Annotated in this window: 26 protein-coding genes; 8 read left to right on the forward strand and 18 right to left on the reverse strand. The window is 52.3% G+C overall.

Annotated features, from left to right (window positions below):
• Window positions 1–63 precede the first annotated feature (63 nt).
• Window positions 64–876, reverse strand: a complete 813-nt coding sequence (locus tag AVZ66_RS16045; protein WP_157575559.1) for a hypothetical protein — start codon at window positions 874–876, stop codon at window positions 64–66.
• A 30-nt stretch (window positions 877–906) separates the two neighbouring features.
• Window positions 907–1,086 carry an HVO_2922 family protein gene (locus AVZ66_RS15550; RefSeq protein WP_082678728.1) on the reverse strand — a complete coding sequence of 60 codons (180 nt, stop codon included), beginning with the start codon at window positions 1,084–1,086 and terminating at the stop codon, window positions 907–909.
• 137 nt (window positions 1,087–1,223) lie between these two features.
• Between AVZ66_RS15550 and AVZ66_RS16050 the strand changes: the two genes are divergently transcribed.
• Entirely contained in the window at window positions 1,224–1,766 is a 543-nt protein-coding gene (locus tag AVZ66_RS16050; RefSeq protein ID WP_157575560.1) for a hypothetical protein, read from the forward strand.
• Window positions 1,767–1,931: 165 nt separating this feature from the next.
• Here the strand turns inward: AVZ66_RS16050 and AVZ66_RS00285 are convergent, their stop codons facing one another.
• Window positions 1,932–2,219, reverse strand: coding sequence for a hypothetical protein (locus AVZ66_RS00285; RefSeq protein WP_157575561.1), 288 nt, complete (start codon window positions 2,217–2,219; stop codon window positions 1,932–1,934).
• A gap of 261 nt (window positions 2,220–2,480) precedes the next feature.
• Here AVZ66_RS00285 and AVZ66_RS16055 point away from each other — a divergent pair, with 261 nt between their 5' ends.
• Window positions 2,481–2,915, forward strand: a complete 435-nt coding sequence (locus AVZ66_RS16055; protein ID WP_157575562.1) for a hypothetical protein — start codon at window positions 2,481–2,483, stop codon at window positions 2,913–2,915.
• 125 nt (window positions 2,916–3,040) lie between these two features.
• On the opposite strand, the gene AVZ66_RS00290 is transcribed toward AVZ66_RS16055, so the two are convergent.
• From AVZ66_RS00290 to AVZ66_RS00300, 4 genes are all read right to left on the reverse strand, one after another.
• Entirely contained in the window at window positions 3,041–3,241 is a 201-nt protein-coding gene (locus AVZ66_RS00290) for a hypothetical protein (protein WP_058980679.1), read from the reverse strand.
• The gene (locus tag AVZ66_RS16060; RefSeq protein ID WP_157575563.1) at window positions 3,238–3,459 is read right to left on the reverse strand and encodes a hypothetical protein; all 222 of its coding nucleotides are present in this window, start codon (window positions 3,457–3,459) and stop codon (window positions 3,238–3,240) included. The genes AVZ66_RS00290 and AVZ66_RS16060 overlap by 4 nt, the downstream gene beginning before the upstream one ends.
• Before the next feature lie 1,364 nt (window positions 3,460–4,823).
• Window positions 4,824–5,219, reverse strand: a complete 396-nt coding sequence (locus AVZ66_RS00295) for a helix-turn-helix domain-containing protein (protein ID WP_058980681.1) — start codon at window positions 5,217–5,219, stop codon at window positions 4,824–4,826.
• A gap of 165 nt (window positions 5,220–5,384) precedes the next feature.
• The gene (locus AVZ66_RS00300; RefSeq protein WP_058980683.1) at window positions 5,385–5,657 is read right to left on the reverse strand and encodes a hypothetical protein; all 273 of its coding nucleotides are present in this window, start codon (window positions 5,655–5,657) and stop codon (window positions 5,385–5,387) included.
• 768 nt (window positions 5,658–6,425) lie between these two features.
• Between AVZ66_RS00300 and AVZ66_RS00305 the strand changes: the two genes are divergently transcribed.
• Window positions 6,426–7,802 (forward strand): MEDS domain-containing protein, encoded by a 1,377-nt coding sequence (locus tag AVZ66_RS00305; RefSeq protein WP_058980685.1) that lies wholly within the window; start codon window positions 6,426–6,428, stop codon window positions 7,800–7,802.
• 140 nt (window positions 7,803–7,942) lie between these two features.
• Here the strand turns inward: AVZ66_RS00305 and AVZ66_RS00310 are convergent, their stop codons facing one another.
• From AVZ66_RS00310 to AVZ66_RS16505, 3 genes are all read right to left on the reverse strand, one after another.
• A complete protein-coding gene (locus AVZ66_RS00310) occupies window positions 7,943–8,290 on the reverse strand; it encodes a BBE domain-containing protein (protein WP_058980690.1) in 348 nt (115 codons plus the stop codon).
• 393 nt (window positions 8,291–8,683) lie between these two features.
• Window positions 8,684–10,315 (reverse strand): hypothetical protein, encoded by a 1,632-nt coding sequence (locus AVZ66_RS00315; protein WP_058980692.1) that lies wholly within the window; start codon window positions 10,313–10,315, stop codon window positions 8,684–8,686.
• Window positions 10,312–11,463, reverse strand: coding sequence for a hypothetical protein (locus tag AVZ66_RS16505; protein ID WP_058980694.1), 1,152 nt, complete (start codon window positions 11,461–11,463; stop codon window positions 10,312–10,314). Before AVZ66_RS16505 ends, AVZ66_RS00315 begins: the two co-directional genes overlap by 4 nt.
• A 472-nt stretch (window positions 11,464–11,935) precedes the next feature.
• Between AVZ66_RS16505 and AVZ66_RS00325 the strand changes: the two genes are divergently transcribed.
• Entirely contained in the window at window positions 11,936–12,784 is an 849-nt protein-coding gene (locus AVZ66_RS00325; protein WP_197407698.1) for an endonuclease/exonuclease/phosphatase family protein, read from the forward strand.
• Window positions 12,785–13,020: 236 nt separating this feature from the next.
• On the opposite strand, the gene AVZ66_RS00330 is transcribed toward AVZ66_RS00325, so the two are convergent.
• A complete protein-coding gene (locus AVZ66_RS00330) occupies window positions 13,021–13,527 on the reverse strand; it encodes a hypothetical protein (protein ID WP_058980699.1) in 507 nt (168 codons plus the stop codon).
• 386 nt (window positions 13,528–13,913) lie between these two features.
• Between AVZ66_RS00330 and AVZ66_RS00335 the strand changes: the two genes are divergently transcribed.
• Together AVZ66_RS00335 and AVZ66_RS00340 are read left to right on the forward strand one after the other, a co-directional pair.
• On the forward strand, window positions 13,914–14,795 hold the full coding sequence (locus AVZ66_RS00335) for a hypothetical protein (protein ID WP_058980701.1): 882 nt from the start codon (window positions 13,914–13,916) through the stop codon (window positions 14,793–14,795).
• A gap of 2 nt (window positions 14,796–14,797) precedes the next feature.
• Entirely contained in the window at window positions 14,798–15,121 is a 324-nt protein-coding gene (locus AVZ66_RS00340) for a hypothetical protein (RefSeq protein WP_058980703.1), read from the forward strand.
• Here the strand turns inward: AVZ66_RS00340 and AVZ66_RS16070 are convergent.
• Window positions 15,118–15,285: a hypothetical protein gene (locus AVZ66_RS16070; RefSeq protein ID WP_157575564.1), complete on the reverse strand. Its 168-nt coding sequence runs from the start codon at window positions 15,283–15,285 to the stop codon at window positions 15,118–15,120. The genes AVZ66_RS00340 and AVZ66_RS16070 overlap by 4 nt on opposite strands.
• A gap of 361 nt (window positions 15,286–15,646) precedes the next feature.
• On the opposite strand from AVZ66_RS16070, the gene AVZ66_RS00345 reads away from it, so the two are divergent.
• Window positions 15,647–16,738, forward strand: coding sequence for a site-specific integrase (locus AVZ66_RS00345; RefSeq protein WP_058980705.1), 1,092 nt, complete (start codon window positions 15,647–15,649; stop codon window positions 16,736–16,738).
• Window positions 16,739–16,810: 72 nt separating this feature from the next.
• Here AVZ66_RS00345 and AVZ66_RS16075 read toward each other — a convergent pair whose 3' ends face one another.
• Window positions 16,811–17,746 (reverse strand): hypothetical protein, encoded by a 936-nt coding sequence (locus AVZ66_RS16075; RefSeq protein ID WP_157575565.1) that lies wholly within the window; start codon window positions 17,744–17,746, stop codon window positions 16,811–16,813.
• Window positions 17,747–17,875: 129 nt separating this feature from the next.
• Between AVZ66_RS16075 and AVZ66_RS00350 the strand changes: the two genes are divergently transcribed.
• Window positions 17,876–18,448 (forward strand): hypothetical protein, encoded by a 573-nt coding sequence (locus tag AVZ66_RS00350; RefSeq protein WP_058984596.1) that lies wholly within the window; start codon window positions 17,876–17,878, stop codon window positions 18,446–18,448.
• A gap of 35 nt (window positions 18,449–18,483) precedes the next feature.
• Here the strand turns inward: AVZ66_RS00350 and AVZ66_RS00355 are convergent, their stop codons facing one another.
• The 5 genes from AVZ66_RS00355 to AVZ66_RS00375 all read right to left on the reverse strand — a co-directional run bounded on the left by AVZ66_RS00355 (window position 18,484) and on the right by AVZ66_RS00375 (window position 23,929).
• Window positions 18,484–19,770, reverse strand: a complete 1,287-nt coding sequence (locus AVZ66_RS00355) for an HNH endonuclease (RefSeq protein ID WP_082678730.1) — start codon at window positions 19,768–19,770, stop codon at window positions 18,484–18,486.
• A 578-nt stretch (window positions 19,771–20,348) separates the two neighbouring features.
• On the reverse strand, window positions 20,349–20,867 hold the full coding sequence (locus AVZ66_RS00360; RefSeq protein ID WP_058980709.1) for a hypothetical protein: 519 nt from the start codon (window positions 20,865–20,867) through the stop codon (window positions 20,349–20,351).
• A 220-nt stretch (window positions 20,868–21,087) separates the two neighbouring features.
• On the reverse strand, window positions 21,088–22,554 hold the full coding sequence (locus AVZ66_RS15555) for a deoxyguanosinetriphosphate triphosphohydrolase family protein (protein WP_082678731.1): 1,467 nt from the start codon (window positions 22,552–22,554) through the stop codon (window positions 21,088–21,090).
• Between the two features lie 18 nt (window positions 22,555–22,572).
• Window positions 22,573–22,818, reverse strand: coding sequence for a GntR family transcriptional regulator (locus tag AVZ66_RS00370; RefSeq protein ID WP_058980716.1), 246 nt, complete (start codon window positions 22,816–22,818; stop codon window positions 22,573–22,575).
• A gap of 100 nt (window positions 22,819–22,918) precedes the next feature.
• Window positions 22,919–23,929 (reverse strand): site-specific integrase, encoded by a 1,011-nt coding sequence (locus AVZ66_RS00375; protein WP_058980718.1) that lies wholly within the window; start codon window positions 23,927–23,929, stop codon window positions 22,919–22,921.
• Between the last annotated feature and the right edge of the window lie 598 nt (window positions 23,930–24,527).

A 24,527-nucleotide genomic window follows, 5' to 3' on the forward strand; every position in this document is an offset into this window, starting at 1 on the left:
ATCTTGTATCGAGTCACTTCGAAACCAAGACCGGACTACCCTGATGTCCGGATGTTCATCCAATCACTCAGTATCAGAATCAGTGATAGTATTATAAAAATCAATCACTAAATGACGGTTTCTTCTAAAAGAGTATTTGAATAATTGGCGTGATGAAATAACTGAGACAGCAAATAGGAAAATAAGCAAAATCCACGAGTTTTGTTCTTGTAGCCAAGGGACAGGAACTTTTCTCCCCGAAGTATCAGATAAGTACATCAAGTATTGGGTGAGTGTTATTATAAACGCGATCCAGAATGTGAAGGCGATGTTTCGAAAAAATGTGGCCAATATATTATATCGCTCGTATAGGCTTTGACTATCATATAATTCGGAATAAGCGAAGTGTCTTATAGTTCGTTCTTCTGCATTTTCGGGATCGAAGTTATATACCTCCTCAAACCTCCGTTTAATATTTTGAATTATATCAAAATCAACATACGGATAACGGACTTGAAGGGTGGGGCCATTTACTCTCCCGGGGGCCCAATCATCAGCAAAAAAGTCATCAACTATTTTCTCTCTATCCTCCACGGGGAGAGACTTTCTAAACTCATACCATAATCTGTTACCGATGGAATAATCGCCCGGAGGGTATTTGGCAGCAGGAACGATATGATCCAAAATTTTGGAAAATGTACTAGAAAGAGAATGGATTAATCTCCCAATCAAATATCCAGCTCCAACTAAAATTACTGCAATCAAAATTCCACTAGCAGAGGGGGTTCTGAACGGTAATTCCCCAACTGGTATTATTAGTTGTATTAAATATATGGCTGATAGCCCCGGAAAAACATCAACTAAGAAATCATATAACCGCAACTGCTGTATTGGCATTTTCACCCCTCCCGATTCATTTTCACGAGTTTATTTCGTTTTAATATCTGCATCGAGAGCGGTGTTACGTACGCTCTTGATTGATTGCAGGGCCTTCTCTTTTGATGTATACCCCTCCCCGCCATCGGCAATTATATTCCCATTATCGTGTACAAGTCGCCACCGATACCGTCCGGCAGAGTCCTCATAAATCTCGAAAGTTGCACCCATATCGAATTGATTTATTTTGGCCTTGAAAAAAGGCTTTGGCCTTAGCGTAAGCACTCAACAGACCCAGATATCGTCCGAATAGGCGTTTCAGTCAGGTGCCTGCAAAAGCCTAAGACCGAATGCCGAAAATAAGAGCTATGGACAATCCAGAGCGTATTGAACTAACTCCAAACCATATTGGAGCGATTGGCGAAGCTCTTTTTGATGCTATGTACGCCCCACCTGAGCCGGCTACTCAGCTAATTCGTGAAATGTGTCGGTCAATAGCTCCAGATTGGGTTACCATAGACGACCTCACAATTCAGTCTCGGTCTGATGACTATACGTATCGGATCGAGAGCGAAGATTCAATCCAAGGGGAAGAATCAGTCCGACGCAAAAAACCACTCCACCAGTGGGAGCGAGATGGAGTGATTACAGCCCGTTATCGTCCATCTGGTGAGGAGAGGGAACAGTTGAAAGAAGAGTTGGGTAAACTCGACCCAAGTTGGCGATACGAGTTTCCGGTTGAGATTAAAACCGGTACTGGAGCAGAACTGAAGCGTGACCAACTCAACGTAATGGAATTATTGGCGGAGAATTCAGACACTCAGCCGATTCTCATCCGGCTTGGATTGGAACCACTCCCAGATGCTTTTTCCGTCGAAGAAGTCCGGCTGGTTGGAAATACTCCTAATTGAAAAAGGGATTCTCTTCAGTCGTTATTCCTCTCACCAAAACCACCTTGGATAAACACCCCCGACTCACCGATTCACCCGTTCCATTTTCAGGCACTCTTCTGAATAAATAAACGGTACTAGAAACTACTGGTAATAGTAATTCACCCCACCTTCCCTAGTACGGTATCATTCGTTTTTGAGGTCTACACGTCCTGTGTCCACTTCGACTGAAATTTGCCGTGTACTCAGCTTCTCAGCTAGCTTTTCCTTCTCCGACGGTCGGATATCAGCTTCTTCGAGAGCATCCTCGATTTGAGGAAGAACATTTCCTGCGAGGTCGCATGCCTTGACGATTGCCTCAGTATTGTTCCCGACGTCGAAGGTTGCCTTCGCTTGCTGGATGGCGTCGTAGCGGTGACCGTAGCCGTCGTCGGGGTCAGTGCGCACGCGAACTTGGGTCGGGATGTCGCCCATGCTTGTGGCCACGACCGCCAGATACCTAGTTCCAGCGGGTAACTCAACGCCTTGTCTTTAAGTAGGACTCCCGGGTTCGGAAGGAATCAGCCGGCGAGTCGAGCTAGCTAGACGACGGTGGTCGCGTCTAGTGGCCACGGCCGAGATCGAATCTGTGGCCACTATCGGAGAACGCGTGTCGTCGACGCGCGACCCCTCGCGCAAATACAGAAACCCACTTTCACCGATACGAGTTTCACAGTATCAGGAGTGGGGGAGTACATGGACTTGAGTCAGGTAGTTCGGACGTTCGGAGAAGAGAGAGGACAGATAATCTGGTTTCCTCCGATAGTACTTGGTTATCTTCACACACTCACTGGCTCCGATATCCAGTTCTATCTCTCACTTGCGTCTATTGCCGGCTCGATGATCTTGTGGGATTTACAGCACTCAGTCTTCAGCGGAGACGATATACGACAAACAGAAGATGTAGTCCCCTTAGATGTGGGTCGTAAGGTAGTGCCTGAGAGCTTTTGGAGGAAGTGGACGGCGGCACTGACTCTTCTAGTTTGGTGTATCGCCTTGGGATTCGCTGTTTTAGGTATCAAAGCTGAATACACCCATTCTGATTTGCTTCTAGTAGCGATGGCACTAGTGGGTTTAGGAAGTTTAGTTACGGTATTCTTCAACGGGTACCATCTCCTCGCGATTGAATAGAGGAACCAGCGCTGCTGCTCCTGATTTTGGAATCCTATTAGACAGATTCTACTTTCAGTGAAATAGCTAATAGTTGAGTGCAGGAACTCATCTATGGATAGTAGGCTCTCGACCGACCTGTGTTTTCAGGAATTTTCAAACAGTTGAACAAGTAGTACTGCGATGATCACACCAAGGAACACCCAAACCGCCAGTTCGATAAATTGGGGTAGAAGGTCAACTAAGACCATACCGATGTCTTGGTTCCAGATTGTAACCGCAACGACGAGCATTATTACTACGAGGATGGTCGAAACGAAGGTTTCCACAATATCATCTGGGTTCATTTCTCATCACCTCTTTTCATTTGATTAATTCTAATCCGATTGTCAATCGACAAAACGAGTAGTGCATAGAGGGTCAGCGCCATCGTTGAAAGGACTATCGCCCCCGTAGCCCCAATACTGTCGAGAAAAACCCCGTACACTCTACCAAGGAGTGTTATGCTAATTGCTAATGCTCCTGCAATAGCACCAGCGATGACCAGAAGTTGCTTGTCTACCATTCTTCGAATCCCTTACTAGTTTGTCAAAATTTGATTCGGCAGTCGGGTTGATAAATGTATACGTTGCACCACCCCAGAATTGTGGTCTGATGGCGTGTCAGAGGTTCACCCTATTCCAAAGCTAGCTGGTTCGTCTAGCGTCCTCGCTCCGATGACGGTCGTGACGCAGTGGGGTGGGTTTGACAGTGATGACACCGTGGTATCCTGTACAGACACAACGACATCGACGATAAGGGCACAGCGGTTGAGTAGTCCGAGCGCGAGGAGGGGTGTGTTCCCGACAGCTAGCTGGCGGTTCCTGTACATGCTGTTTGGATATTCTCGGGATTCCGTTGGTCGGAATACCGGTGAGGCGGTCAGAACGACGCTCAACGCTCGTATTCGATAGGTCTTGTTGTACTGCAATCTAAGACGTTTGTAACGGTACAACCGGTAAGGACGTCTAAGACGTTTGTAACGGTACAACCGTCTCAACCAGTAAAACTCTCCTTAGATCGTCGGTCCCGGAGAGAACCCGTCGAACACGATTAGTCTTCGTCGTCGATACTGGTGCTATACGGTTTCTTGTGAGACCTGAGTGCGAGTGCGACATCTTTAATCGGGAAAAAGAGCCAAATTTACCCCTTAGACTCCTCCTCAATACTGTTCATCAGTAGTTGACAGTATTACTGCTCACTGTGAATGCCCGCTAATAGTGGGCGTTAATGATGGGCGTTAATTATACGCATCATTAGTGGTCTGTTGAGGAGGACTGCACAGCTGCTGAACACTTCTGTAACGACACTAGCTGATGCTTTCTTCGGAACACCCGCCACTGTGTCGAGTGTAACCACTGGATAGGGACTATCAAATAGCCGTAATCGTGGATTTAGGATTGAATTTGCAGCTAGCTCTACGACGACTGGATAGTTGGAGACACACCCCAGCGTGTCGAGTGTTTAGACACCATAGAGCGCCTATACCTAGAGAAATCTCTGATGAACGGTTGAGACTTGCTTCTGCTTCGCGTTAATTTCCACACCCCCCACCATGTCGAGTGTTCCATAACCGATCTCTCACAACAGCCTGTGAAAGATCAATAACCGGTTTCGAACACCACCTAGCGCCCCACCCCCACCGTGTCGAGTGTCCGTAAGGGACTCTTCACAAACCATGAGCCGTTCGAGATCAGTAACCTCTCCCCGAACCACCGTGTCGAGTGTTCTATTTCTTTATAACCCCCACACACCCCACCGTGTCGAGTGTCCGTAAGGGAATCTTCACAAGGATTCTGGGGTGCTTCCTGCTGTATCCTCCACCGTGGCGAGTACTTTCCCCTCCCCGTTTCGAGTTAGTTCTATCAGGCCATGAACAAGGAACACCAGCTAGCTGTCGCTCCGAAAGTATTCTGCTGCACGCCGGTCCGCTGCCAGCAGCTCCTCGAACGCGTCGAAGGCAGCGAGTCCATAACCGCTAATCTCGCAGTGCAGATGAGTTCCCGGCTGGTTTTGATTGGCCTCGCGCCACCGATTGGCAAGCCCGACCTCAACTAGAACGTCGATATGATCGCGAATAGAAGACTCGTTGAGGTCGAGCGCGTCTGCCAACTCGGCCGGTGAACGCCCGTCGTTGCCCGCTTCGTTCAGCTCGGTGAGGATAGCGAACCGAGTCGGGTCCGCCATCGTACCCAGCAAGTCGAGATAGTGCGGGAGATCGAGCGGATTGTCGTCAGTAAGATACCGAGTCTCTAACTCGTCCAGAACATCGTCGGAGACAGGCATATCGAGTTGTTAGTCTGCCGGCATCTAAGCGGTACCGACGGAGACAAGATATCCATACCCCACCCCTCGTCGCGTTTGTAAATCCCCGGTATACGACAGTTCGGCCCCTGAAACGAGCGGCTAGAAACCGGAACACCCCTGCTCGCGTTTGTAAACGGGATAGGGCTATCCATCAACCTCGGGTTCGAGATCGAGGGCTTCGTGCGTTCCCGCGACGCACTCAAACGCGACGCTGTGGTCGGTGTCGAGGGCCTGCCCGACTGTCCGGATTGTATGCAAGCCCTGAGCCTGATTAATCGCCAACTCTGCCGCTTCTTGGACGTTAATACTCTCGAAATCCTCCTCGTCCAACCGCTCCCGAAGCCCCTGCCTAACGAGCGCGATCTCGGCGTGGTCCAAGTCCGGGTCTTCGGAATAGTATTCGTCTGGGTCTACCATATCGGTTCAACACAGGGCCACGACTGACAAACTTACCCCGCCGTGTCAAGAGTCCATAAGGGGTTCTTTACAGGGAGTACCCCCTCCACCGTGGCGAGTGTTCTTCGACACCCCTGCTCGCGTTTCTAAATCCACTCTACACACGACCCTCAAAGCCTGAGCCGACTGGTTTGAAAACCCGATTCTCCCGCTCGCGTTCGTACATGGGATAGGACACCTCCGTGTCGAGTGTTCTTCCGCACACCCCGGCTCGCGTTTCTAAATCACTCAATTATAGCGAGTACAAGACCTAAAACACAAGAATCCTCCCCAAGCAACCCTATAACCTCCTCGCGTTTGTAAATGGGATAGGGTACATTCCACCGTGGCGAGTGTTCTTCCACACCCCTGCTCGCGACTGTAAATCCACTCTACATACGAGCCTCAAAGCCTGAGAAGACTGGTTTGAAAAAGGGACACCCCTGCTCGCGACTGTAAAGGGGATAGGATACCACCGTGTCGAGTGTCCATAAGACAGCGTGCAAATCACGTAACGGACGCAACCAGCTAGCTGGTGTCCTCACCGGGAACACTCCCCAGCGTGTCGAGTGTCCGTAACGGAATCTTCACAGCGAGTTATGAAACCCCCATAACGATAGCTGATTGGCGATTTTCAGAATAGGAACGACGATCCACGCAGCATATAAACCACGTTGGAGTCATTACCCGCTCGGAGCATCATGTCGGCTAGTAGCACCGTTCTTATGGCTTCGTCTCGAAGGCACGATAATGATGGAATGGCCCGAGGCGCAGTCTGCCGCAGAGACCACGCGCCAAGCGTCCCCTGCCGGCCTCCGGGCAGAACTCGGGTCTCATAATCTGCCACGCCATCTCGCGCTCTTCTACCGGGAGAACGAAGCCCAGTTGGCCGCCACTACAGCCTTCCTCGTCGAAGGTCTCCAGTCTGGCCACCGCTGTGTCTACCTGCTTGATGTCAACACCGCTGGCGACATCAAATCGGCTCTCCGGCGAGCCAATATCGACGTCGAGCAACGGATTAACGCTGGCGACCTCGTCATTCGAGATGCTGAGGATGTCTACCTCGAATCCGGATTCGACCCTAATAAGATGGTTTCGACGCTCGAAACTGAGGCCAACGCCAGCGTTGCGGAGGGCTACGATGGGTTGTGGCTCGCCGGCGAGAACTCGTGGTGTTTCCATACCGACCAGTCGTTCGACCATATTCTCGACTTCGAAGCAGACTTCGACGCCGCCTGCCCGGACCTCCCCGTTACCGCACTCTGCCAGTACGACCTCGATCGCTTCAACGGAACGTCGGCCGCGAAAGCCCTCCGTACTCACGAACAGATCGTCTACCGCAACCAACTCTGCAGGAACCCCTTCTACATCCCACCTGAGGATTATCGTTCGACCGATAGCTCGGAGTTGAACGCGCCACTGATGCTGGAGCAAGCGTACTCGCTGACCAACGCCCGCCGCGACATCAACGAACGCGAACAGCGGTTAGGGATCGTCAATCGCGTGCTTCGGCACAATATCCGTAATGACCTGAATCTCGTGAAGGGGACGCTTGAATTGTTAGACGAGACGGAGTCGTTGTCCGCCGAGAATCACCAGCGACTGGCGATCGCCACCGAGCATGCTGAATCGGTCATCGAGATAGCGGAGAAAGCCCGCTACATCCAACAAACGACCGGCGATACGACGGTCGAACCACAGCAACTTGGCCCACTTATTAGGTCAGCCGCCGAAGAAGTGACAGCCGAATATTCGGCTGCGGACATCCAGTTTTCCGGAGCGGACGGCGTAACGGTGCTTGCTGATGCGAACCTCGACGTTGCGGTGCGCGAAGCCCTTGAGAATGGAATTATCCATCAGGAGACGGATTCTCCAACCGTTGTCGTCTCTGTTTCGACGCCGAACGAAGACATGGCCCAGATCGAGATTCAGAACGAAGGCTCGATTCCGGATTTGGAACGGTATACGTTGGAGAAGGGCGAGGAGACCCCGTTAGAGCATTCGAGCGGGCTTGGCCTCTGGCTGATCAAGTGGGTTGTCGAGAACGCGCACGGGTCGATTGAATTTCCAGACCCAGACTCAGGCGAGGCACGCCTACAGATCGAATTGTACCGCGTTCCCTCATAGAGTGGACGCCGGTACAGAACAGTTTAGACGCACTTGACACTACCCCGCACGCTGAAGCGCGCGGTGTCCTATTAGTACAACTTTCGTAGATGGGGATGATATCGTGAGTTGTGGCTGCTGGGGTGACGGCCCACCGATATCTAGGCGTCGTCTGGGTCGATATTCACGTTCTGTTGGAACACATTCTCCGAATCGTACTGATTCTTGATTGCTGCGAGCCGGTCGTAGCTCGACCCGTAGACTTGCTCGGACCAGTCTTCCCAGCCCTGTTCTTCGACGCCCGTGAAGCCGGCGTAGGCCCCCTCACCGGCCACGCCGCGCAGTTTCTGTTCGGTTTCACGCGCCCACTCGAGGTTCGGCGCGTTCTCGATACCCTCCCAGTTCCCCTCTATCGACACCATGTACTGCTTGTCGTCCCACGCGAAGGCGGCGTTAGGCCCGTGGCCGACGTTCCCGTCAATTGGCCAGATACCAATCGCGTCTGTCACTGCCGGGGCTTTGGCCGCTTGCTCGGTGATGATGTCGTGGACCTCGTCGGTCAGTTCGTCGAGGAAGAGCGAGCGGTGAGTGTACTTGCGGCCACGGATAGAGCTGCTTGCCGAGTTCGTGCAGCATCTCGTAGGGCATCTCGTCGCTCAGGTCGATAATCGGGTCGCCGATCTCGCGCAACGGCGCGATAACTTCCCGCTTCACAGCTCATGAATCTCTGACTGGGACTGTTCGGCAGGTTTCTCACCTGTATTGAACGGAATTTCATTCTCTGCTAGGAATATAGAAACCGTAGGCGGAACTCACTGAGAACGAACGACAGCAGCTAGCTGGCACTTTCCCCCGGAGACACCCCACCATGTCGAGTGTAATAGCCCGATAGAAACCGTAAGCTAGCTGTTGGCAGCGGCTTCGATATCTTCCCCGAGACGTGCCTGCGGATAATCCGCACCCAGCACAACAACACCCGAGTCATGGTCTCCGACAGGCTTCCAATTCAGCGCGGCCACCGTCGAAACCCACGGAACTAGCTCGGTGTCCCCGTTAGCCAGTTTATCGAACGCGGGAGGGAAGGCAAACAGCGAGGAGTCAATATCACAGTCCAACTCGGTTGCTGCGTCCCACAGGACCTCACTCGCCCGCCGTAGCTGTAATTCATCCTTTGACTCATCCCAATACTCGTCCAGCTGAATCTCCCAGCCCTGTGCTGTCTCCTCGGCCAATCCGAACGCCTCGAGCTTGTCCTTATTATTGTAGTAGGAACCTTGGGACTTGGTGAACGAATCGTGGTTTAGAACATCCGTCGGAGAGAGTGGTTCGTCCGCTACGAGGAGCGTTTTCAGCAAAACGCCGACTGTCGGTGAATGCCTCGGAAGCAGTCGGTTCGCTGGCAGCGACGCTAACCCCGCAATTATGCCCCGATATCCAATCTCGTCAGCCAGTGACCCATCTAACTGGAGTAACGCGTCTACGACATCATAGACAGACCCCGTTAACCCACCAAAGAACCCGACCAGATTCTGCATAGTCATAGAATCTGGCTCCGGACACAGCCCCTTCCGCGTCAGAGCTACCCGGATTGCCTTTCTGATGCCATCCTCTGACCACGTATCGGCGACCATTATTGGCAGGCGCATCGGGACATGGTCGTCCCGGTCGTCCTGTCGATGCTCCTCATCAAACGCCGCTAACCGAGCCTGTAATGGCTCGACATAGCCACTCACTCGATTCCCAGCAACTACCCACGAGACGGTCGTCGTTGCCTGCCGAAACCGTTCTTCCGCGAGCGGTTCCGTCTGCTCTCGCTTCGCCGAATCCGGCTCGTAGACATTCCTGTAGAAACTATGCCCACTATAGAGGGCATGCTTCGGAACCGTCCTCGCCAAGAGCTCAAGAAACTCATCGTCTTGCGTTCGATTCTGTTCTGGAACCCGAATCTCGACCACGACATCAATCCCGAGATGATCGTAAAGAGCTGTAGCCGACGCGAACAACCCGTGAGCCTCTTTGAGTAACTCTGCCCGTTCTGCTCCTCCCTTTCTCGATACTGTCCCAAGGGAACCACGCAACCCATTCCGTGCCGTCTTCACCCGCTCACGGAATGACTCATACGAATCATCTTGCTGGAGATAGCCGACCTGTCTGGCGTCCCGGAGGAGTTCGCGCGTTACCTCAGATTCCAATCCGCCCCTACAGGTAGCCCACAGGTTATCAGCTGCCAATCCCGTCCGCCACAGCTTATCCGAAAACACAGCTGACGCCAACCGTAACAACGTCTGGAACGCTCCCGTATACTGCACCGAGACAACAAGTGAATCATCGAGGAGACTCACATAGGTCACCCGTGGGTCATTCCACTCCTCAACCGGATAATCGACGAAACTCACGCCCTCGTTTTGAGCGGCTGCAAGCACCCGAGCATGGAGCGGCCACGAACTCCCGTTATACTTCGGAAGCCACTGCACAAACTTCGACGTCTCCCCAGCACTCCCAGTCTCGGCCAGTAGTTGTTCGGGAGTAGTCATTGGTCTCCCTCCGTGTGGCGCTCCTCGTTTTCACTGTACGTCCTGTCGGGTTGTAACCCGGTCTTGTCGCGGCGCGTCCCATACACTGTACATGCTGCCGAGTTGTAACCGGCTTCCTCCGACAGGGACAGAGGATGCCGTATCCGAATTTCGCTGGAATCGTCGTCAACAAGGCCGATGGCAGCTCTTCCGCGTGTAGTTAGTGAATACCGAGTCGTATTGCCGTTCTGCGTATGCTGGAGGAATTCGTGGTCGTCAGCTAGCTCACCTGCATATCGGCGGATTGTACTTCGGGAGTACGCATCTCCAAGAACTCCGTAGAGATGGCTTAGTGGGGCGGTAGACCGGTCTTCAAACGGCATGAGGATGCTGACCTTCCCTGTTCGGCTCTTCATCGTGACGAGCTGGTCGTAGGCCTCCCGGAGGGGTGTAGATGCGACACCGTGGGGCGGCCGGTGTGCCGGGTTGCAATATTCGGTAACAGCCTCAATCCAGTCGGCGTGGCGTAAGCGGATGCGCCGTTCGACGGCTGGTGTCGTACAGATGGTGATTGGGGCAACCCGTCCAAGTGCGAGCAGATATTGGAGCGAACGATTACGTGTGCGGGGATGAGTCGAGTCTAGCCACTCGTCACCGTCGAAGTCGAAAACGAGGTGCGGGAGCGTCCACTCGTCCAAGTTTTTCTCGAGGATGAGGAACAGGATTCCGTATCCCCGTTGGAATTCCTCCCACGTTGGGTCGCCCAATAGGTAGGTCGCTCGGCCGGTTGCGAAGTTCGAGAGGAGAGATTCCGCACTAGCTTTCTGCGCTTGACGGGCATCGCCAAGCTTCTCCAGTCGATGATAGCGTAGTGTATAGCGTGCGAGAAGCCGGGCAAACTCTCCGCCGTAGGCCTCCATACTGTTGTTCTGGAGAAATTCAGCTAGCTCTTTCTCGTAGCCCTTTGTTGGGTCAAGGTCGAGAGTGGCTTGACAAACGGTGAGGAGGTCGTCGGCGAGATGGGGAAGGAGTTTGTTGAGGCAGCGAGGGAGCCAGTCGGAGGCTGTAGGCCCGACATCGTCGATAACGATGGTTGAGTCGGATTCTGGGGTAATTGGTTGGAAGGTAATGCCTGCGTCGAGACGTTCGATCGAATTCGGAGATTGCATAATTTTGGAAGGGTGGTGGATATTCAGGCTACAGATTCCGGTTCTATGGCGGTGTATCGTCTGATTAAGTGGTTCAGCGCACTGCTGTAGGAATCCGTTTGAGCGGCTGCTGGTTAGGGGTTAGCCAGCTAGTCACTCACTTCATGGATCGAGAATTAGGTCAGAGTAGGTCCTATCAAAACTCCATTAATTAGGCGCTATCGGTGATGGAGTATCCGTTAGGTTGGTGTGCGAACGTACCACCGAATCTTCTGCTAAGTTTCGTTGATGTTCTCTGCATCCTGCTGAATACAGGGCGCGAGTTGGTCAGCGGAGATGGTTTCGATAGAACTCAGGTCGGTAAGAAAAAATTTCTAAGAGGGTAGGTTCTGAATGGGGTTCCTATGCGGTGTATGATTTCGGCGGCCAACCAGCGTGGGACCGGGACGGACTCAATCGGGGCGGTGCAGTCGTGAGACTCTTGTCGTGGAACGTGCAGGGGTCTGTCCCGCCTGCGGGGAGCAAAGACCGAATTAGAAAGCAGGTGTCGTTCATCGGGGAGCAGTTGGATCAGCCAGACATCGTGATGCTCAACGAGGTGACAACCGTCCAGCGCGAACTATGGCTGGACCTGCTTTGTGAAGAGCAGGGGTACACCAAGATTGTGGATACGCTCGATTGGGGGCAGGAACTCCGTGAGAGCAACGTTCCTCCCCACCACGAGTTCATCCATACGAGCGGACAAATCACCGCCGTCCATGAGAATGCGGACGTGGGAGACCTCGAACGTCGGCGTCCGAGCATCAGGAGTGGTCCGTGGGAGAACTCGGAGATGAAAGACTGGAGTACGAACTTCCCGGAGAAGATTCTCAATTCGGAGGTCCAGATTGCCGGACAATCGGTTGACCTCTGGAACGTCCGCACCGTGCCGGGGAGCATGTACGGGGAGGAGAAAATCAAGATACTGGAGAACGTCTACGCCCGAATCACCAAGTCCGACCCGGAGAGGTGCATACTGGCGGGCGACCTCAATATCCCTAAGGCCGAGCAAGCAGATGGGGCGGTAGTCTCGTGGGGCGAGAATAAGCCAGAGAGCATCCGCGAGCGGTGGATATCGGCAGAACTGGATGTCATGACGGGTTTTTCGGATGTCGGATTGGTGGATGCGTTCAGGCACGTCCACGGTTATGGAGACCTTGATACCGAGGACACCAGTCACGAATCGAGGCGAATTGACCACATCTTCGCGTCCGAGTCACTGAACCCTGAGCGGTGCTGGTACGACCACGACGGTTACGAGTGTAGCGACCATGCCCCGATGTTGATGGAGTTCTCGGTCTAGCGAATTTGTTGAAACCATCAGCCAGAGATAGTTTCAGAGCCTGTGACCGACCCAGCCTCTATATCCAGCAGGCACTAATGGCATCGTTCGGATAGATCAATCCCCATTTCGATAACTGCTTTCCCTGTATTTGCCAACGTCGGGTTAAATATGTTAGACGCTGAGAATTTCAACAGAGCCACTAGAGACGTTCATCGACATTCCCGCTATCTCGCCGTACCCAGCTAGCTTGGGTGTTACGTGGTCGGATATTCCCAGACGAAGAGTGGAATTGAGAAATTGAAGTACTGCTCTAACACCGCTTGAACGTCGTTTTCTGTACGTCCGAGTGTCGGGAAATTCACGTAGGATGGAATCAACAAGACACCTACATCAGCTACTCTCTTGCTAGAGAATACACTCGGGTCACGGTGAGCGGCTTCCATCTTCATCAGATGCCAGTTAGCCCGCATCTGCTCCCCGCTTTCGTGTTCAACGACCACCCCATCTTTGTACGCATCAAAGCTAGCTCGCCGCGAGACTAGATCAAAATCCGTTGTCGTCTCGAACTTCACAGAGACCTCCTGCACCCAGTTAACTGGATTGAGCAGTTCTCGTCGCTCACTTAGGTTCTGATTCCCTCCCCCGTGTTCGATATACGCCTCCGCAATTGCTGGTAACTCCTGTTTCAGTCCCTTTCGCTCTACGATGTCTCGTCCGCCGTTGAACGACCACGTGTCTGTTCTCCGGATTTCCGGCTTCATTACGTAACGCGATACTCTACGCCACCATACATCTTTAGCCGAAGCGGACAATTCTTTGTTGTAGAACTCGGACGCAGTCAATCGTGTATTTGACCCAATCCAGAACTATCGTAGCTAATGCCTTATTCAGTTCATTTGTTCTGCTTCCTACCGTGGAAAGGGAATACAAGCACCACCGTTCGGACGGGCAAACAGACAACGAGAGCTAGTTTTTGCTGGCGTCCGGTGACAACCGCCACCCTCTTCTTCGCTAATTCCGGATACCCCTTTCCGACCCTATTGGGTATACTGGTCGGGATGCTGCGCCCTCTCGTCACGGCTAATTAGCCGTGATTTTGGGGTTCGGATTCAGCTTTATTTTCGCTGGAATGCGACCGGAGACTGCTATGACTGGCTCTCTTGATCTCGATAAATGGAAGGACCGCATGGTTCTCCTCGCGATAGCTGACGCAGGCGGTACGGCGACTGTTCCAGAACTCCGCGACGACCTCGAACCTCTACTTGGAGAGGACAGCCTCGGGTCGAAGATTAGCTATCGTGCCGATAAAACCGACCTCATCGAGAAGCGTGAATCCGACCAGACAGCCGACAACGGCGTCCCATACAACGAATACTATCTGACGAATCACGCGTGCGACCTCCTCTTCGGTGACAGTCTCGTCGAGGACCTCCGTGAGGAACGGAATGATCTCAGTGCGCTTTCCGAGGAACGTCGGTTAGCGGTTCTCTTGGCCGATATGAACCGACTCAAACGTGAGGTGTCGGAGTTAACGTCGGTAGCAGCAGGCGAAGGCGCTCTTGCAGAGTCTCTCGATGATGACGATATTGTCCAGCTGTCCAGCCGTCTCGATAGTATATCTGGACGTCTTGGAGCGGTGATTCGGCGGCTCAACAAGCTTGAGGCCCGGAATGGTGAGCGTGAACTTCCTGCGTACAGTGAGATTGATGACCGGGTTGCGAAGACGGAGACTCGTGTCGAAGAACTTGAGGAGGTGGTAGATGAGCGCATCAACTCTTTCGTGGCTGAGCAGGGCGAGAAGATGAAAGACCTCCATGACCGGTTGCAGGAGATTGAGCGTCGGACACAGCAAATAGAGGGCGAACATTCACGCTATGGTGATTATGACAATCTCTGGCGATTAACTCTGCTCAATACTGCATTAGCTGCTGATGCCGGTGAGATGACGCTGGAGCAGGCAGCCAAACAAAACCATTTGGCCGTGCTGGAACACCTCTCACGGACCGTCTTCGATGATTTAGAGGTCTAAGAATGTCCGACGAGGACCAGTTACTGGAGAGCTTGTATCACCGCGCACGTGCTGGGGTTATCGTTGGAGAGCCAACTCCGTTGCTCGAAGAGTTGATGAGTGCATGCCGGACGCATCCAGATGAGGAGCGCGTCGTCGTCGCGCTCAAAATTAGTCACGTCGGGTGGGTTCTTGACTCGGCAGTATGGTCGCACAGTGAATTCGACCGCCAGCTAGCTCACGGGTACTCGGTGGCATTTCGCGTGGAGCCGTCGCACTTTCTCGGGTATCGCGAGCTATGGGGGGAGATTGCCCCGCAGTTCGAGCAGCTACTGTCGGAGAGCTAGATGTTTCGCGACTGGTGACTGATGTCGTCGCGCTCCTGTTCGCTCCCGAATTCGTTGTCGAGAGCGTCGATAATTAGGTACTTGATTGGTGTTCCGGAGTCGTCGCTTTCGTCTCGGAGGTTGTCGTGCAGGTCGTCTGGGATTTCGATGTTGACTCGTGACATCGGCGAGTGTGGATTGTTACCTGTTGTGTATGAATGTCCGGTACCGCGACTGGAATATTCACTTCCGCTAACAGTAGAATGGAGTCTCCTCTTGTGGAAAAATCGGGTGGGGGTGGGCGTACTCTTATTAGTGTATAGCCAGAACGATTCGATGTCCCGTCGTGGGACGGCGGCATACGGGGCGAGCGCCCTGATTTGCCGTACCGAACAGCCAGTTGACCACCCAGTCTGAAGCAAGACAACCAGTCACAACTATAGCCAAATATGCAAGCAACTCTCGCGTCCGATCTCGACGACCGGTCTGCCAGCATCGTCCGTCTACTAGCCCTGCCGCTTGCCGTATCCACTAACTAATACAATAATGTCTAACGAACATTCCTCTCCGAGTCACGACGTACTGCGTGAAAAACCTCCTGCTGAGGCCATCCGACGGTATTTCCGTTCGCTACGGGGTGAACTCCAAGATGCGACTATCAAGACACACCGGTATGCACTCGCGTTTTTCTCGCAGTGGTGTGATCAGAACGAGATCGAGTTCGTCTGCGAACTTGACGGATTCGACCTTGAGGACTATCATCAGTGGCGACGGTTGGACGCGACGGAGAAAGTTGATTCCCTCAGCAGACAGACGGACAAGTCTCAGATGGACATCCTTCGGAGCTTCATCGGGTTTTGCGAGAGCAACCACATGGTTCGCGAGGGGCTTTCAGACAAAGTCCCATCCCCCGACACCAACAACAAGAATTCACGCGTCCAAGCTCTGGACGAAGAACGCGCAGAGGAGATATTGGACTGGCTCGAGACGTACGAGTACGCCTCAGTGGAACACGTTTGTTGGGCGCTTCTCTGGTCCACGGGTATGCGTCTCGGAGCCGCTCGTTCGATTGACCTCCGGGACTATCATCCCGAGGAGGATGTTCCTCGTGTTGAACTCCGCCACCGGCCGGACACAGACACTCCTCTAAAGCAGCAAAATGACAGTGAGCGAAGTATCTTCCTCACCGATGACCTCTGTGCCGTTATCGACGACTATCTCGAAAACCGTCGTCCGGATGTTACCGACGATCACGGTCGTGAACCGTTATTGGCCTCAACTCACGGACGAATCGCGGCGTCCACGATCCGGAAATATGTGTATAAGTGGTCGCGTCCGTGCCAAATTGGGAAGGAGTGTCCCCATGGCGAGGATATGGCCGACTGCGACTCTCTACCGGCGGACAAAGCATCTCAGTGCCCGTCTTCGGTTCCGCCACACGCACTTCGGCGTGGGTATATCACTGACGAGCTGAAACAGGAAGTTCCGAAGGACGTCCTTGCGGACCGCTGTGACCTATCCAAGCCAGTCCTTGTCAAACATTATGACAAGCGTTCGGAGGACGAGAAAATGAAGGTCCGCCGTCAGCGGATTCGCCAAGCACGTCGTGAAGGCGAGTCAACCGCTGAGTCCACCTGACTACTATTCACCGCTAATTCTCTGCGTATAGTTCCCGACGCGGGATGATCCCTCGTCTTGTTGGAGGGTGAACTAGCTAGTGGCGTCGTTCGCCGTCATACGAGCCATCACACGACGAGTCCGTTCGTGTTCCCACAGTGTTTCTAAAACGCTACGGAGCGAAAGGACGGTAACTGCGTCGTCCTTTGTATCTGGTTGTGTTCGCGTGAATAGATATGTATCGACGGTAGTTTGCTCACTAGAGGGGTGTTCTCGCACGATTTCACCAAGTTTCTCTACAGCAGTATCCGGCTGAGATTGGGTGTTTTTGACTTCACCGTAGACTGTTCGTCCCTCAGATTCGCCTAATAAGTCCACTTGGTGGGTTCCTGTTGGCCCTCCAGTATCCATGAGGGGGCAGTAGCTTGGATCGACAAGTCGGAGGTACTCCTCACAAAGAAGTTCTAATTGGTTCGTAGCATAGGAGACCGGGTCCTTTGGTGGGAGTGATTCTCCGGCCATGAGTGCTTGAAGTTGATGTTCGACCACCGGCCATGCAGTGAATGACGTATATGGCGGCTCGTATGCGGATAGGAAGTAGTCTGCACCGCGTAGCTCTTTCAGGCTATCTTCTTCGAGCTTTGTGCCTTTATACACGTATTCGAACTCGTCTACCCGTGACTCGGCTGTTTCAATATCCGAAATAATCTCTGGTGTATGGGGTGATTCATCTGGAATGCCGACTATGAGCTTATCCGCATCTTTCGGAATTACACCAAGCTTCCGCGCAGTAGTTCCTGCGTGCCTATTGGCAAGACGTGTAAGGCATAGATGTGCCTCGTCATCCGTAATTGCGTCATTCAGGTCCTCGATGTCTTGTGGTTCCTCGTCGTAGTCTTCCTTATCGAATGAAGTTTGATTCTCGTAGTGGACAAGGACATAGCCGTCCTTCCAGAGTTGCTTGAGAGTAGCCGATGGGGCTGACATCCCCAAGTGATTAAACATCGCTTCTTTGTCTTGGTATGACATCAATTGAAACGCAGTGGGAAGGTGCATAAAATCCCCGGTAAAACACTCAAACTAAACACAACTCCCGCACCATCTATATTATTCTGTCCTACAGAAAGTTAATATAATTACGTCTGGATGATTTTGGTAATGGGTTGGATTCGCAATCTTCTCTCCCCGAATGGAACCAGTATCGAAGACGCCCGGCCAGAGCGTGACGAACGGTTTCCACGCCACACCTACGGGCCGGGATACCCTATTGTCATTCACCGCCAAGAACTCGAAGACCTAGTCAATCTCTTGGAAATGGAAAGCAAAGCACCAGACGGGTGGGATAATTCGCCTCTTCTGAGCCGGGAAGACTTCGAGGAAATTGTTGAAGACCAAATTGGCGATGTTGCCGGTGGACTCCCATCACCTGAAGAGCGCCGTAGTGAAATCCGCGAAATCATCGAACTGTGGAGCGAACAGCTTACCGGCTCAGAAGACACCGTCTGGACGACTATTGGTACGGACTATCAACTCAAATTCTATATCACCTACTGTGAGGGGCGAGCAAGTTCAGACGAGGACGACTTCGAAGAGACGACCGAACTCGATACAGCACGCGAAATTCTCGACCGGATACAGGTCGCCCAAGACACCGATTCAAACCTCGCGATTGTGCATAAACGCGACCTCCCGCTTGAGGAGCCTAAGAACGGCTCGTCAGAAACGAGCTAGCTGTCCTTTCTGCTGATGATAATATTCTTGCCGGATTAGGAGGGCTGTTGCGTGGCTATTTTCGCCATCTCTTTTTCGATCGTTTTCTGGAGATAATAGTCACCAATCAATTTTGACGCAATTAACAACCCAATAGCGAGAAGGACGAACAACACGAGACTCCCGGCCGCGTACGATATTCCCATTATTCCAAGACCGAGAAGAACGGCTCCGCCCACAATTTTATTCCCGGCTTTATTATACTCCTTCGACAGTCTCCGATACTCGGTAACGTCTTCTGGCAACCGGTACCCTTCCTTACAGGCTTCCTCCACCACCTTTGTAACTAACTTCAATCCCTGCATATCATATTGACTATGTATCACTTCCATATTCGTTTCCGTTAAACCCCACTCTGTTTGACAATCTTCGCAACGTGCGAGAGTCAGTTGGTATTGCCCAGCGACGTTTTCTAGATTCTTCTGGTGAAGCTCCTCACCGCAGACAGGACAGTTATTAGGTTGGTTTACAACGGCTTGACTGCATTTTCCACTAAGGGTCGCAGTTTTCTCCTTGATAGTACGCAGGAGAAACTGAATGACTTCCTCAGACGCATTAATGTACTGCTCGGCAACTCTCTCCAATTCATCACTTGCCATATTAAGATCGACAATATCTGATTGAGCGATCTTCCGTTGCTCCTTAACGCGGACCGAAATGTCGCGGTGATCCGCGACAGCCGTTTGAACGTCGTGAGATATGCTGGAGAGGTTTTGATACGCCTCTTGAGGTGCTTGTCCTTGATGTTCATTCGGAAGTGGGATGTCCCGAACTTCCGAAGTCGCCTGTTCAAACTCTTCTAAGTTGTTCGTGACTTCCTCCACTACTTCCCGAAATTTGATGTTTAACCGGTCAGACTCATCTTCTTCCGAGAGCATGGCAAACATTTTGGCGTATTCAGCTAGTTCCTCCAAATCATCGGCAAAGCTGTCGATTATATTGACCGTCTTTATAAGTTGGTTGCCCAGCTGGACTTCATCGGAAACAGCGTACGGGTAGCGTTCAATAGAGAGTGGAAATTGCCATTCAGTGCCCTTCTGAGTTTCTGTCTCGGAGGGGGCCATGCTATTGCCATGAATAGCATTATGACACTCTCTACAGAGTGTTTTCAGGTTGCTCTTCTGATGGGTTCCACCTTTACTTTTCGGGACGATATGATGAGCATGCAATTCCGCATCGCCACCCGATCCCCCCTTCGAACCGCAGTTCTGGCATTTATAATTATCCCGTTGATACACCTCTTTTCTTCGCGTATCCCAATCAGAAGGATATCCGTTCGTCATTATCTGTCAGATGTGAAGCGGCGTTAGAATATCTGGTGGTGACTGTGTTCACTATTTGGCGGGCAATTACAACCCCACTTACCGGCTGTTTCGTCACAAATCGCATTTCACAAAAGCCGACATTCTCTAATCGACTTCAGTTCGTTTATTATTGTACGCTAATGCGAGCCGGATATGAACTGCACCAAGTGTGGTGCCGAGATTGAGGCGACGAGTGAGTCAGCGACTGAAGCCGTTGTCACGCACTTCGAGCGTGTACACGACCTCGGCCAACGGTAACTGTAGTTGAGCGACCTATATCTCGTCTAAGAACTCTTGACGGGCTTTGATGCTGCATCACGAGGAAGGGCTTCGCAACGCTTCTCGTCTCTCCCGTGCGGACAGCTAGCTTGATGTGGATAAACGCGATCTTCCACTTGAGGAGCCTGAGAAAGACTCGTTAGAAACGAGCTAGCTGTCGTAATATCGCAGATTTAGACTAGCTGCTTCTTCCGTAGCCGGTACGCGGCTATCCACACACTATTTTCGAACTACTGGAGTATTTGCTGGCAGACGTCGGTGTCGTGTTGCGCCTTGATTTACTCGATGACATCCGACTCACGTGTGCGAAGAAGCCGTTCAATTTCATCCAATATATCGCGAATGAGTTTTGCTGACGGGGAGGACACCTCGATAGTTCCATACTGCTCGTGATCATAGGTGTACGGTTTATAGAACGTCCGTCGGGTTAGCGCACTTTTGACCGTTTCTGCTGCACTGCACGACAAGTGTTCCGTCGCGCGAGCCGCCGCCTGCTGGTATTGACGGTCACACCGTGCCTCGTTGGAGAGAATATACTCAGCTACGAATACCGGCCATGTTTCTTTCAGGGCTTCTGTGGCTTTCCATGAGTATGGTGTGTTAGGAAGGGTCGCATCATCTTCTACCGAGATACCTGCTGCTTCGAACTGTTCTTCCAGTTCGTCCCTGATGAGGGAGTCCACGTAGCCGCTATCGAATACCTCATCGAGGACTTCATAGATCAGACTGTATTCGGATGGGTCTTGGTTGACGGTGTTATTGCGTAGGTCGGGCGAGTCATAATCGTCTAATGCCATGGTGGGTTTGCTCTATTCCTTGGTTTGGGCCGGAGATTGTTATAAACGGGCGAGAGAAAGGCTCTTTGCTAGGTACTAGGTGCTAGTTCCCTCCTCACCTAGATTACTAATCGTCCTAGCAATTCGCAGTATATCTATGAGAGTCCAATAGTAGCAACCCGGCCTTTGTGAGATTTACAACGGCTAACAGATTCTGGCGTAGGTTGATGAAGATAGGCAATCACCCAACGATGTCGTTCTGGAGGGCATCTGGGGTATCTCCGCATAGACGCCGGTGTAGTGCTACTGCTTGCCGTTCCGTTAGTGCCGAGATGATATCTGCAACAATTCTAGACCGAGGTGAATCATCATGGGTCTTCACCCAATCGTGGAAGGGAGAAGGAATGATGCTTTTTGAGAGGTCTTTTGGGTTTGCCTCGGAATACAGAGCTTCAAAGAGTTCCCGTAAAATCCGACGCTGACCATGTTGTTGCTGCATCAGCGTTGGATTACTGATGACATAGAACTCTGTCATCGCTTTCAGCATCCGGATCTCATCTATATACTCTTCCTTTTTGAGATTCCATCGTCCGTCTTCGTTTTCGACGAATACTGCTTCGGGCGATGTTTCTCGTCCTGCTTCCACGTAACGTTCAACGAGACCGCTTGTGAACTCGCTGAGTGCCTGTCTCTCCGCACTCGTATTTTCGAACGGCGTAACCAACGCTCGATTTGACCCGGACAACTCCTTGGCGAGATTTTCGAGATGACCCGCCACGTCGAAGGAATTCGGGTCCACCTCTGTATTCTCGTCTAAGTAGTCTTCGAATTTATCAAGGTGGTCTCTGGAACTGACGCTATACTGTTCGTACGGGCCTGTAGACGAGTCATTACTCCCCTCGTCAATCGCCTCTCGAAACAGTTCATGAAGCGGGATTAATCCCGCCCGGTAGAAGTCCATCAGATCATGAATAGCATACGTCAAGTCATCTGCGTAGTCCATAATCTGCGCCTCCAAGGTCTGACGATGGTCGTCGTAAGCCCCTGTCTCTCGGTAGTCCCCTAGTCCTCGCCGTGCCCAACTGAAGGCTGCCCGGTCACTAGGGTAGTAACCCCACTTGCTATCATTTTTATCCCGGCCCCATGGGTACTTTAGCATCCCATTAAGTGTGGCACGAGTAAGATTCAGGCCTGTTTCTGGATCTCTATGATCTGCGAGTCGCGTGACGATTCGGAACGATTGTGCGTTCCCCTCAAACCCGATTTCCTTTTCTGATCCGTTATTTTTCGAATATTCTCTAACGAGGCTGTCTAGCTCATCTTCGCCTGCATGGCCGAATGGTGGATGACCGATATCGTGTGCATGAGCAGCAGCCTCTACCACGTAGGGATCAAGGCTAGTCTTTAGACCTGAGTCCCCCTTAGGGAACTCCCGACCTTCTGTGTACTCCGCTTGGATATCGTGGCGTTGGTGGATAATACGAGTAAGAGAACTCGCGACTTGTGCAACCTTGAGAGAGTGAGTAAGGCGGTCATGATAAAGGTATGACTCATCTGCCCGTGCTACCTGCGTCACTCCCTTTAGCCGCCGAAATTCCCGCGCGTATCGTACACGGTCTCGGTCACGTCGAGACGGAGACCGAAATATTCCTTCTGAACTGTCTGTTTGACGCTCATACCTCTCTTTGGCCTCGAGATCTACCGTCATTAAGAATCAGATTGGGATTTATGCAGGCTTTCGCTGAGTCTGCTCGCCGACGTACTCGTACTCAAAGCTGGGAAGAGAGGCCACCAGCCGTTTCCGCGAAAGGTTATTCATCGCCTCCCGGACAGTATCGTGACTGCAATCTAACTCCTCCGCAACTTCGGAGATCTTCATCGGCCCCTTTTCTTCTAGCACCCTTAGGACATCCTCCTCGAGCTTTTCTAATTCAACTTCGAGGGATGCCACGTCTGATCGTGGGTGTTCCATCACATCGTCTCATTCGCCCCCAAACACTTAATTCTGTATGGCCTACGAAACGTTCTCCAGAATATTCGGTTGTTAGGCTATCCTTTACGCGATTTTGTAGCTATATTTCATCTAAAAACTCTCGCCGTTGCTCCATTTTGTCGCGCTTGCTCCGTTGATCGTAGTGCTGTTCCAAGACATCAAGCGAAACGTTCGCCCGATCCGACACAGCCCGTTCCGGGATATCTTGACGTAGGTGGTGGGTGATTGCTCCTCGACGTATCGCGTGCGGCGATACGCTTGACGGACACTTTGAGGCTGCATCACGAGGTAGGGCCTCGCAGTTTTCCTTGTCTCGCCCGTGCGGGCAGCTAGCTTGATATACACACGGGCGCGTGTAACGGTACACATAGGCTTGTACCGTACTCTCGTGTATTCGCCCGTAATTCGTCGCTAGCAGTGGTTTCCGTCCATTTTCATCGGTTATATCCGGCCGACGGTCTTCGATCCAATCGTCCAGTAGTTCGCAGGTTTGGTCGTCAAGAGCGATCATTCGCTCGCCTTCCTTCTTGTTCTTCAGGGGTGTTCCCGAGTCGGGCCTGTGTTTCGTGTCGAGGTACTGCTCTTCTGGGTTGTAGTCGCGGAGATCGAGTGATTTGACTGCTCCTCGCCGCATCATCGTATGCCATAGCAGCGTGAGCGTGACGTGTTCGATAGAGGCGTACTGGTACTTCTGGAGGTACGCCAGCACTTGGTCAGCTTCCTCAGCTTCGAGGGTAACGTCGCGCGTGTTCTCTTCTGGTGTGATATCCGGTGATTGGACTTTTGTGGAGAGGTCCTCTGGGACGGCTTCGATTGCCTCACACCAACGGAGGAACACACGGACAGTGTCCATCTGGGTTTTCTCCGTGGGCTTCGAGAGGTCCCCTACGTTTCGTCTCCAGATGCGGTATTCGTGGACTTTCCGTCCGGTGAGGTCGTTGAGGTTGTTAATCCCGTTTTCGTTGCACCACTCTACGAAGTAGCTGAGGCGGGACTTGTGCGAGTAGATGGTCGAACGGGCTAATTCTGCTTCCTTGTCTTGGAGGTACAGTTCGAGCGCGTGTTCTGGGGTGATTGGTTCGAGTGACATGCGTCGGTAGACCGCACCCCAGCGGCGACCGTCGAAGGGTTAAACCAGAACCTCCTGTGCGCCGCGCACGGGTTCGTGGTGAATACCCTTCGCGCCCGTGTACCTTTTTACTTCGTCGGGTTCCCTCGCTCGCTTCGCTCGCTGCGGGAACCTCTCCTCGTAAAAATCTACGCTAAAAACGTTCTCGCACTCGCTTCGCTCGTGCGAGTGAATCGCGCGGCTGCGCCGCGCGAATGCCACCTCCAAAGTTAAGGCCACGAGCGGAGCAAGTACGTCTGCGTATCTGAATTTCGTCACAGCGTATTACTGGTCCCCTTCGCGCCCGTCATTCCCGAACGTACTTGGAATCCACGTGACGGCTCCGAGGTCACGCGGTTTCCTTTTAACCGGCGTGGATTGTGTGTCGTGATTCCGCAGCTTCGGGTGTTACGATCCGATTTCGTCGCGCGGTATCGACTGCTATTGCAATCCGGATACTTAGTTGCCGGCCGGCGGGATTGCCGGCGCACGCGTGTGGCGAAGCGTGCTGGTAGGCGCGAGGAGTCGTGGCGCGTGGTTGATTTCGAATTCAGCGGCGATTAGTCTGCCTTTTAGTAGT

Source organism: Halobacterium sp. CBA1132, from assembly GCF_001485535.1.
In the GTDB taxonomy this organism is placed as follows: Archaea; Halobacteriota; Halobacteria; order Halobacteriales; family Halobacteriaceae; genus Halobacterium.